Below are 11669 nucleotides of genomic sequence, written 5' to 3'. Positions count from 1 at the left end.
GACGCTCTGCGTCCCATTGGAACGCGGAGCGTCCCTCGAGGCATTCTTTTGCTGCGCGTGGGAACGATCAGTGTCGGGAGGGAGGAATCAGCTCAGTTCGCTGATATAGGTCCCGGTCCCCTTGAGGATGTTCTGCAAAGTTTCTTCCACTTCAGCCAGGTCCACCATGTCCGGGTTGAAGGTGATCTCCAGCACATCATCCCCATTCAACGCATCGGCATCCGCAGCGGCGATCTCGATCTTCAGCAGCGTAGGGCTGAGGGTGACTTTCACGCCGTCGAGGGTCGAAGGTTCGCCGTCGAGGGTGATTTCCAGCTCGTCCTCGTCCGGGTAACGGCTCATGAGAAACATCTCACCCTTGTCGCTGTGGCAGCACAGCATCGCCATGTCGTCTTCTTCGTCATCGCACGGGTTGACGATCAAGAGGGCGGTGGTCATTTGCATGGGTAGTTCCTGGCTCGACGAGCGTGATGAAAAAGGCAATTCTGCCATCTCGAATGATTTTCTGCCGACTTGTGTGACTTATAGCAATCTATCGTGGACCTTCCACACTCAAATTTTATACGGATAAACTGAGTAGGAATCAGATCGTTATGTAGTGCTTGGGCGCTTAACTCTGATTGCCTTTGCGGCGCGCGCGATATCCGCGTGGTCCGAACCAACCCCGATCATTTGGGCTCGCAGCATGCCCGAGTACCTGTGTCCGGCGCTCGTCGTAGAGAGATTCAAACTGTCTTCGTTCAGCATTCGTGATGCGTCGCGCGGAGATGATGCGGATGATCTCCATCTCGTCGATATTCTCTTCGATCACGTGCACAACGAGTAGTGCCTTTGCACCGTCGACTATGCCAATGGTCTGCCAGCGAGGGCCATCTTTTTCCAATGAGACGAGTGATGTGATATTTAGCGGGTCATTGATCACTTGGGCGGCGGTCTCGAAACTCACACCATGTTTTGATTGGTTGCTCTCGTTCTTCTGTTCATCCCACACGAACACTGTTTATTCCTCCGCTCTCGGTCCGTCGGCAACCAATGTAATAGAACAACAAACCAACTAACGTCATGCTGATCAAGGCGTAGAACATTGCGCCGGGCATTGCGTGCTTCAATGCTATTCCGCACACAATTGGTCCAATGGCGACGCCCATGTAAACGAGGTTCTGCATGCCAAAGTAGATACCGCGCAAGTGGTTAGGAGCAATCTTGTCGATAAACATATATTCGGCTGGGACGATGATAATCTCTCCGATAGTGAAGATAATGATTGCTATCACCCAAATCCAAAGTTCTTGCGATAGGGAAAGGCCGATAAGCCCTACTACGAAGGCGGCCGATCCTAGCGACACCCAAGCCAGGAGCTTCTCCTCCTTGATCCAGCTTCCAAATAGATACTGCAATGAAATGACGACGACGGCGTTCGCGGCGGAGAGGTAGGCCACCGTTTCGTAGGCGACACTGGCCGTTACCACCACGATGAGATATTGCGACAGGTAGGTCAGCAATGGTCCGTAGACAGCCATGCTGAAAATGCCGCCAAGGGTGAATAATAGAAGGCGTTGGTCCCCCCGTAACACTGCAAGGGTTCCTGCGAACTTCATTCTTTCGGCATCGGCGGGGGCTGCGGGCGTGACGGGAGTGAAGACGTTACGAAAGAATAGAAGGAGTAGCAGAATCAGCAGTGTGAAAGCTGCCGCTATCCAAAAGGGTGCATTGAATACGTAGCGTACCGCCCAAGCGCCCAAAAAGGGTCCAATCGCAGCGCCAATGTTTTGGAGCGCGTAACGCAAGGAGTAAGCCTTGGCCCGAATCTCTTGGGGCAGTTGCTCCGACAGTAAAGCGTTGCCTACTACGGTGATCGTGGCCGAGGCCGTGTTAAGGAGAACGAGCAAGACAAGAAATACAATCGTATTCTGAGTTGGCGGAAGTACCAGATATAGCAACAACAGGCCTAGGTCCAATGCGATCAAGAGTTTAACCTTGTTGATCTTGTCCGCGAGATATCCACCATAAACGCTGGAAATCGTGCCGACCAATAAGCAGAGTCCGAGCAAATAGCCAATCTGCTCTATATCGAATCCAAGCACCTCATGAAGATAAATCGGTAGGAATGGCAGCAATGCAAAAAAGCTCACGGACCGTGCCAGTGAGAGAGTGAGCAAGATCTTGACCGACAAGGGGAACTCGTTGATGGTCTCTAGCAGTGATTTCATGAAACCGTTCCTCTGGTAGAGACGCGTTGGCTTACGTCTTTGGCAATAGCCTCTAGAATTCCGATTAATGCGGTCTTGATCCTCTCGATTTCGAACAGTTTGCTGTGATACCCGATCAGTAACCTCATGCGCTTGTTGGGCAAGACAGTTAGCCCGAGCGGATAATGGGACACGCCCGCAGCTCCGTTGGTCATCTCCGTGACGCGCAGAGGGAATGAATCGCCAAGCGTTACGGTTTGCTCTGGATAGTTCTGGAAGACGAAATAGGTGTCGAATAGATCTCCCATTCCTGCAAGACGCTGAATCTCTGTAAGCCCCAAGTGCTGATGGTGCATGAGATTCAGATGAGTTTTCTGAACTCGAATCAACAGACTCGCAAATGTATCGGACTCCTCAAGTACTACTCGTAGCGGGACGGTGTTGATGAAGAGCCCAACCATACTCTCGATGCCCTCGACCTCAGGTGGGCGTTCGGATACTGTGGCTCCGAAGACGACGTCGGACTTTCCGACAAGGCGCATGAGGAGTAAGCCCCAAGCCGTTTGCACTAGGGTGCTCAGGGTTACGCCAATACGTGCAGCTTGGCGCGTGAGACTCTCGGTCACCTCTGTCGTTAGTTCTATGTTTGTCATGTCTGGAACATCATGCGCAAAATTTGCTTTCGCACAGACTTTCGTCGGGGTATCGAATCCGGCAAGGTATCCCTGCCATGCGGTTCGGGCACTATTTTGATCTTGTTTGACGAGCCAGGCGAGATAGTTTTTGAAAGGGACAACTATGGGCATCGTTTCGATGCCGTACCGATAGAGTGTAAAAATATCTCTTAAAACGATTGGCATTGACCAACCATCAAGGAGGATGTGATGGTCGCTAATAATGAGATGATGCCGGGTGGCGGCAAAGCGGATTAGCATGAACCTCATTAGTGGAGGTTTGCTAAGGTCGAATCGTTGTGACAGGTCTTCTGTCAAAAGTCTTTCCAAGTGCATGTGCTGCTCAACGGGCGCCAAGGAAGACAGGTCATGGATTTTCCACGGTACCTCGAAGTCTTGGGTTACGATTTGCACCGGGTTCTCCAGACCTTGGTAGATGAAAGCTGCGCGCAGATTGGTATGTCTGAGCAGCAGATTATTCACAGCAGTCTTGAGTTGGGTTGTATCGAGCGTTCCCGCCAAGTCGAGGATTGTTTGACCTTGATAGGGGTCACGATGTGTTGAATTGTGGTTCGTATGAAGCAGCAAGCCCTGCTGCAACGGTGCGAGTGGCAGAATCTCTAGAAGTTGAGGGTACTGAGTTTTAATTGCATCGATATCGGACTGTTTTAATTTGATGAGATTGACATCAGACGGCGTCAGCCCCCCTAGAGAGGGGTGATCCGCCAGGCAAGCAAGTGACTGGAGAGTATCCACCCAATAGTTAAGTAACGACGACGTCTCGTCTTTATCGAATTGGGCATCATCCCACCCGATAGTCACAGTCAAGATTGGGGAAGTGAGGTCGCTATTTATGACGCCACTTAGGTCTAATGCGTGAAGCGAACGAGTAATTGGTTTCGGCGCCTTACCATTGGTGTAGAGCGCAAGGCAGACTTGTGAGAACGGAGATCTCTGTTGTGTGGCGTTAAAGCTGCAATCTTCATTGGGTACCGAACTTACTTGTTCTTTTATACGCTTCAACAACCGCGACAGCGCACGGGGATCTCCAAGGTGCTGTGTATTGATTCCGCCAGTATTGAGCTTGAGCGGAATGGTGTGCTGAGTTCGCGGGTTACGCCAATCCAGTCGCAGCAGAGTCTTTGTTTTCGTATCGCGACGAAGACGCCAATCTGCAAAAGCCAGTGCAAAGCCTGCTAGCAAGACAGTGTCTGCGCAGGTATGGTAAAGACGCGGAACAGTGGTAGCCAATATATGTGTGAGTTCGTTCGACAATGAGCGTTTGAAGTGACGGTGTATTCCGCATTCCGCATGTGGCGACTTCAGTGAGAGTCGTGGGTCAGGGATCTGCGATACCTTTAGCCAATATGACTGATCTTCCCCATCTTGCTCCGCAGGTGTCGGTAGCGCGGGGGTGGTGTTTAGAATGCTGATCAGTGCCTCGACACTTTGGTGTTGGAACACTTCACGTGCCGTTATTATGAAACCCTCGACACGGGCGCGGCTGACTAATTGGATTGACCGGATACTGTCACCGCCCAGATCGAAAAAGCGATCATCGAGACCGACTTGCTCTAAGCCTAAGACCTCTGCGAATAGACGAGCGAGTTTTCTTTCTGTCGGTGTACGAGGCAAGCGCACGTCTCGAGAGGTAAAGTTAGGGGTTGGTAAAGCTCTTGTGTCAAGCTTTCCGTTGGGGGTGAGTGGTAGTCGATCAAGTATCACTATTGCTGCGGGAACCATATAGTCCGGCAGCTTCTTTGCGACATAACGGCGTAGTTCAAGGCCCAAACTGCGAGCCTCCTGAGCGCGGTTTGGCGCATTAGAGAGTATGGGAGCTGCGGCAACCGTCTCAGATCGTGGCCGATAGAGATCTGTCAGCAAAAAATGATCATGAAATGAGGAGATAAAAATTGCGTCGAAACAGTCACTGTTCGCTGTGTCCGTCCAAGTGATTTTGGCTCTATATCCCAGTGAAGCTGCCAATGCGTGCATCGATTCTGGATCTACGGCTGCGTTGGTTGGGATCGTGATCGACTGCGCATTGACAGAGAAATCGGTATTGGTTTGCACCCAGATTGTCTGATCCAGGTGTATTGCTGCTGCCACCCGTGCGTTTGGAACACCTGTCACCCGCAATATCGGTGGCCGTTCTTTCGATAAAAAGCGCTGAACGACATTGAGGCCTGAGCCATCGCGGCACCACCCAAGTTCATGCGAGCCTCTTGTGGAGAGGCATGAACTACCGTGTTTATGCAAGACGACATCGAAGCGGAAGTCAGTCAGCTCATTGCGCTGCTTACCGCGCTTAAGCTGAAGGTCCACCCCCACGACTGCTTGCAGTTCTTGGCTGATCGTTGCAAAAAAATCAGGGTCGAGAAGCAACTCGCTCTCAAGGGTGACGGTATTGTCGATAATCTTGCGCAAATCGCAGACGCTCTCGTTGCGATGAAGACCTTTATATATGGCCACTGCTGTGGCGAAGCACCGCATCAACCGGTAATTGCGGATGTCACCCAAGAAGACACGGCCGCCTGGAACCAAGAGCTTCATTGCTTGGCTAAGAACGTCGAGTAGATAACGGCTGCTTGGAAAATATTGCGCTACGGAGTTAATGACAACTGTGTCAAAGCATTCCATAGGTAGTTCACCCAGTTCGTGGGCAGCAAGGTTTTTGAGGACGACGCGTTCACGTAGGAATGGTGTGACGTTTACCCGCTCCTCAAGGGCTCGGATCGCAGAAGGGGAGAAGTCGAGTCCCCAGTATGACTGACAGTGTGGGGCCACTTTCCATAAGATCAGGCCGGAGCCCACACCGATTTCGAGCACGCAACGCGGTTTCAAATCCAGAATTCTGTCGACGGTTGTTGCTTGCCATTCAAGCATGTCCTCAAGCGGGATCGGCTGGTTGTCATAGCTGCTATTCCAACCAGAGAAGTCTTGAGGCGAGGCGAGGTGGGTTTGTTCGCTATAGTCGCGCTCGTGCATGTCCTGCCATATAGAAACACGCTTGATCTCGTTGGCCCGGTCGCTAGCTATTGCATTGAGTTCATGTGGGACTACGTAGCCAATGAGTTGCTTGTGGTTGAGTTGATCCTCGCGAACTATCACCGCCGCTTGCGCAACTGTGGGGTGCGTAGTGAGTGCTGCTTCAATCTCTCCTGGTTCGATACGGAAACCGCGGATCTTGATCTGATCGTCGACGCGGCCGATGAAGTCGACAACACCGTCGTTACGCCATTTGGCAAGGTCACCTGTGCGGTACATACGCGAACCGGGTGGTCCGAATGGACAGGCTACGAAGCGTTCAGCCGTGAGCTTAGGGCGATTTAAATATCCGCGCGCCAATCCGTGTCCGGCGATGTACAGCTCACCAATAACGCCAGGAGGGACAGCCATCAAAACGGGATCTAGTATATAGACGCGTGTATTCCACAATGGATGACCGACAGGGACAGTTTCAGCATTCAAGTGGGGCTGGCATTCCCAATACAATGCGTCGACCGTGGTCTCAGTCGGGCCATAGGCATTAATCATGCGGTGGTTGCGGGACCATTTTTTAGCGAGAGCTGGCGAACACACTTCACCTGCAACCATGAGGTGGGGGCAGCTCCTGAGCGCGTCTTCCGACATGCTGCGGAGGATTGTTGGTGAGAATGTGATGTGCGTTGGCCGGTACTTAGCCATCGTTTGTATTTGTTGATTGGGCGACAGAAGCTCTTCGGGTGAGGCCAAGATAAGAATCGCGCCGGACAGTAGCGTGCAACACATCTCGCAGAAGGTAGGGTCGAAGTTAATCGACGAAAATTGTAGAAAGCGTGAGTGCACGTCTAAGCGGTAGCACTCGATGTATGCGCCGGCAAGATTGGGAATCCCGTAATGTGTAACGACCACTCCCTTGGGTTTCCCGGTCGAGCCCGAAGTGTAGATAACGTACGCGGAATCATTGCGCGATATAGGTCTTTTTCGATCCACATCAGTCGGGTTGCTCGTGGCTATCAGCTTGAAGGCCTCTAGCGCGGCGGCATCGTCCCAAGCGAGATGCGGGATGCTTCGAGCAGATTGCGGTAAATGCTCGAGGATCACATTTGTGGTGATGAGACACCTTGGACAGGCATCCTCTAGCATAAAGGTGAGCCGCTGAGCAGGATAATCGGGATCGAGCGGTAGGTAGGCCGCACCTGCTTTCAATATGCCTAACAGGCTGGCTAACATCGTCGGAGAGCGCCGCATTGAGAGACCTACCAGATCTTCGGCGACGACACCTTGTGAGAGAAGCCAGTGTGCAACTTGGTTTGCGTTGCGATTCAATTCTTCGTACGAGAGTGCCATATCCTCGTGGATCACGGCGGTGGCAAAGGGGGTTTTTGCGACTTGTCGTTCGAAAAGTAAGGGGTAAACCGTGTCTGGGATGCTTCGTTCAGTAGTGTTCCAGTGCTCTAATATCATGCTGCGAGCATCTGAGTCGAGAATGTTGATGGCCGCGAGAGTGCGGTCGGGATTGGCTGCAACTTGTTTGAGTATGTTGACGAAGTAGCGTGCAAAGGCCTCGACTGTGGTTCGGTCGTATAGATCCGTTGCGTATTCAATTTCGCCGCTCATGCCTGCTATCGAACCGTCCTCACATTTTTGCTCAGTCAGTTCAATCGTCAGATCGAACTTGGAAGTATGCGTGGTGGTCGATCCCAGCTCTGCTGTCAATCCAGGCCATTCGAGGTTCGGTGCAGCATTGTTCTGGAGTACAAGCATGATCTGGAACAGTGGATGATGACTGGTCCTGCGGGCTGGGTTCAGCACGTCGACCAAGTAGTCGAACGGTATGTCCTGATTTGCGTAAGCCGCCAGATTCACCTCCTTCACACGCGCTAGCAGCCTAAGAAAACTCGGATCTCCTGAAGTGTCGGTACGCAGTACGAGTGTGTTGACGAAAAGTCCGACCAAGTCGTCCAGTGCACTGTCAATGCGTCCGGCGATAGGGCTCCCCAAGGGAATGTCGGTACCAGCACCCAGCTTGCTCAAAAGTATGGCGGTAGCCGCCTGCAAAAGCATGAACAAGCTAACGCCTGCTTGGCGTGCGAGATTGGAGAGGCGTAGGGTTAAAGCGGCGTCCACATGAATTGGGACGACGTTGCCGTGGAAGCTTGCGACGTGAGGACGGGGGCGATCTGTCGGGAGTTCGAGATGCTCGGGCATGTTTGCCAATGCTCGGCGCCAGTATGACAATTGTTGCGATAGCGGACTTTGCGTTTCGGCATCGGAACCGAGCCAGTCGCGCTGCCATAGTGTGTAGTCAGCATACTGTACTGGCAACGCTGGAAAATCAGCGACCGCACCAACTGTGCGTGCTGCGTAGGCGAAGCTCATGTCGCGAATGAAAGGTGCAAGCGACCAGCCGTCGCCAGCGATGTGGTGGAGGGTCACGAGCAGCACATGATGCTCTTTGCTCAGACGGAAGAGGTCGGCGCAGATTGGGATTTCGCGCTTCAGATCGAAGTGATGGCTGGCTGCTTGAGAGAGAACTTCAGACAGCTCGCCAGCGGAAACCTCGTGTACCACCAACTCGATTTTGACACTTCCCTCCCGCGCAATGTCCTGCTCAGGACCTTGAATGCCTTCGCGCAAACGCGTTCTGAGGACTTCGTGACGCATGAGTAAGTCGTTGAGCGCTTGCTGCAGTGCCTTGCGGTCCAGCTTACCTTTCAAGTCAAGGTAAATAGGCAAGTTGTAGGTTGCGTTCGGTCCTTCCATCTGATGCAAGAACCAAAGGCGTTGTTGCGCAAATGAGAGAGGTAAGTGAGTGGGACGTTCCAATGCACGAATGGGAGGGTGCGCAGGCTCAGCTTCGCTCAACCTGCACGCTAGGTTGGCGGCAGTCGGTGCCTCGAAGATTGATCGGATGGGTAGTTCAATACCGAGCTCCGTACGTAAACGGTTAATCAAGCGTGTGGCCAAAAGCGAGTTTCCGCCCAAATCGAAGAAGCTATCGTGAGCACTGGCGTACTTAATTTTAAGAACGTCGCAGAACAATTCGACTAGTAACAGTTCGCTTGTTGTTGTGGGAGGACGTCGCTCCCGGGAGAGAAAACTAAGAGGCGGCAGACCGTTGCGATTCACCTTGCCGTTGGGGGTCAGTGGGAGCGAGGCCAACGCCATGATACCTGCCGGGATCATGTATTCAGGTAGGTGCGCTGATATCTCGCGGCGTAGGATTGTGGTGTCCAATGAGTGACCCGCTATTGGCACGACGTATCCTGCCAGATGTCGCAGGCCGGGTTGGTCCTCACGTAGGAATACGCGCGCACGAGCGACGCCGGGTTGCTGCATCAGAATAGCTTCGACCTCTCCCAGTTCAATGCGGAAACCGCGGATTTTGACTTGCTCGTCCGCGCGCCCCAGGAACTCAAGCATTCCTCTTTCGTTTAAACGAGTGATGTCTCCCGTGCGGTACATGCGGCTGCCTGCGGCACCAAATGGGCATGCCACGAAGCGTTCGGCTGTGAGTTTTGCATTGCCGAGATAGCCTCGTGCCAAACCGTCTCCAGCGATGTAGAGCTCGCCTTCGATTCCCGATGGTAGGGGTCGAAGTGTAGCGTCGAGCACGTAAACCTCAGTGCTCCATATCGGTTTACCGATTGTGACCTGTTCGCCACGACGAACAGCTACCATTAATGACCAAATAGTCGTCTCTGTTGGTCCATATAGATTCCAAACCTTGTTGGGTGCGATGCTGAGAAAATCTGCAAGATCGGGCGGTAGCGCCTCACCGCCACACAATATCTGCATCGAGCCGTCCGGTATCCAGGACGCTTCTCGCAGGAGTTGCCAAAGGGCAGGAGTTCCCTGCATCAGTGCAGGCTTCGCAGCAGCAATAAAACGGCTTAGGGCTCGGCCGTCTATGGCGATTTCATGGGGCACCAAGTGCAGCTCAGCTCCACTCAAAAGCGGTAAGTACAACTCCAGCCCAGCGATGTCGAAGGAGATCGGAGTCGTCGACACGACAACGTCGCGGCAGGTGATCCAGAAATGATTCATCATGAAGGCCATGAAGTTGGCGAGTGCATGATGGGTCACAATGACGCCCTTTGGCCGGCCGGTTGAGCCTGATGTATAAATAACGTACGCGGGATGCAGTGGTTGCAGCAGTTCGCTGCGGTCTCGGACTAGAGGATTCGTTGTTTTAGTGTTGGCCAACACTTCGTTGAAATCTTCAACATACAAGGTGCTTACAGATTGTATCGCTGTACCGAGACGATCGAGGAGAGACCGCGTTGTAAGGAGGATCGTTGGCTGCGCGTCCTTGATCATGTATTCAAGACGTTCGCTCGGATAACTTGGATCAAGTGGTAGGTACATCGCGCCCGCTTTAAGAATACCTAAAAGGCTCGCCACTAATTCAGGGGAGGGGCGTAATGATACGGCGACAACCATCTCTGGCCCTATGCCTTGGGCTATTAGCCAGTGCGCTACACGGTTGGCGCGCTCGTTCAACTCCACATAGGTCAACGATGACGCTTCGCATACGAGTGCCGTAGCATATGGGGTGCGATCGACTTGCTGTTGGAATAACAGAGGCAGAATGACGCTCATATTAGACTCTTCGGTTTTAGGTCTGTCCAGTTCTCGCCAATGAAGGAAAGACAGTTATCCCGACTATCAGGCCCGAAGACGCGTTGCCATCCCGCCGGGGTGGCAACGCAGTCTGGCCACAACGAGTGCTGACCTTCGTTGTTGACCAAAACATAAAAGATGCCGGACTCGATTTCGAATGGATTAGTCATTTCTAACGACATGGTTTAACTCCTCCTTCCCTAGCAGGTAGTTTTCGATCAGCGCAGCAATCGTCGTTGCATGTTGATCTTGCAAAAGACCGTAGTGGGAACCCGCGATGGTGCTTGCAGTCAGTTTTCCCGCACTCAGCTTGTGCCAAGTCTCGATGGAGTCATTCTCTGATACGTGCAAAAGAAGACCGTGTGTCGGCTTCGCTGTTGGCCTGTACTCGACCAAAGCGCGGATATTCGCTCGATACGTCTGAATGAGGCGCTCGACGAACGCTATACTGGAATTACGTTGACTCCTTGCCTGTCCAAACAAAGCCACTGTTATTTGTTGAATGGCGGACGGAGGACCGGCACCTTCTGATGTGGCGCCGAGTTCCTTATTGTTTGTTGCCACTTGGGCTAGGAGATCGTTGCGTAAATCCAGTAAGAGCGCAGCCTCGTCCCACTTGATGATTGGAACTTCCCAAATATAGCTGTCGATAAGTACTAGTTTCCGCAGATTCAATCCTTTGTCGGCCGCTTTTTTAGCGATCTCGTAACCGATGAGACCTCCGAGCGACCAGCCGACGAGATGAAAATCCTCCTCGCCAAAGTCATCGTAAATCAAATTGGCATAATGTTCGGCAATATCCTGAATGGTTTGCAGTCGCTCGACATTCGCTAGCGCCAAAGGCTGGATGCCGTAGCAACCACGGTCGTGACCGAGGCGTTGGACCAGCTTTGAGTAAGCGAATACTAAACCGCTGACCGGGTGAATGAATATGATGGGTATTTTTGAGCCCCTGTTACTCATTCGTATGATTGCGCGCTCCTGGTTTGCGACCTGTAATTGTGAGCCGTCGGTGGCAAGTTCGCGAATTGTCGGGTAACGCAGTAAGTCACCAAGGCTCAGATTCCAGCCGAGCCGTTGCTTGATTTGTTCTATCGTGGCTAACGCAAGCAGCGAATCACCACCTAAGGCAAAGAAGTTGTCATTCTCTCCAATATCCTTCCGACCCAAAGTAAAACTCCAGATCTCGTTCAAGCTC

General features: G+C 52.5%; 6 protein-coding genes. All 6 read right to left on the bottom strand.

All coding sequences use genetic code 11. The annotated features are described in order from the left end of the window. Positions 1-87: 87 nt before the first annotated feature. Complete coding sequence (locus tag PG5_RS29820) at positions 88-444, bottom strand: hypothetical protein (RefSeq protein WP_020800803.1); 357 nt, start codon at positions 442-444, stop codon at positions 88-90. A gap of 166 nt (positions 445-610) precedes the next feature. Beyond that, on the bottom strand, positions 611-997 hold the full coding sequence (locus PG5_RS29815) for a BrnT family toxin (protein WP_020800802.1): 387 nt from the start codon (positions 995-997) through the stop codon (positions 611-613). Continuing rightward, a complete protein-coding gene (locus PG5_RS29810) occupies positions 981-2279 on the bottom strand; it encodes an MFS transporter (RefSeq protein ID WP_225441947.1) in 1299 nt (432 codons plus the stop codon). Before PG5_RS29810 ends, PG5_RS29815 begins: the two co-directional genes overlap by 17 nt. Then, entirely contained in the window at positions 2207-10450 is an 8244-nt protein-coding gene (locus PG5_RS29805; RefSeq protein ID WP_020800800.1) for a non-ribosomal peptide synthetase, read from the bottom strand. The genes PG5_RS29810 and PG5_RS29805 overlap by 73 nt, the downstream gene beginning before the upstream one ends. Next, a complete protein-coding gene (locus PG5_RS35490; RefSeq protein ID WP_042955872.1) occupies positions 10447-10641 on the bottom strand; it encodes an MbtH family protein in 195 nt (64 codons plus the stop codon). Before PG5_RS35490 ends, PG5_RS29805 begins: the two co-directional genes overlap by 4 nt. Then, positions 10634-11665, bottom strand: a complete 1032-nt coding sequence (locus tag PG5_RS29795) for an alpha/beta fold hydrolase (protein WP_177326156.1) — start codon at positions 11663-11665, stop codon at positions 10634-10636. The genes PG5_RS35490 and PG5_RS29795 overlap by 8 nt, the downstream gene beginning before the upstream one ends. Positions 11666-11669: the final 4 nt, after the last annotated feature.

The organism is Pseudomonas sp. G5(2012), from assembly GCF_000408945.1.
Classification (GTDB): Bacteria; Pseudomonadota; Gammaproteobacteria; order Pseudomonadales; family Pseudomonadaceae; genus Aquipseudomonas; species Aquipseudomonas umsongensis.
This window is presented reverse-complemented; position numbering and strand designations above follow the sequence as displayed.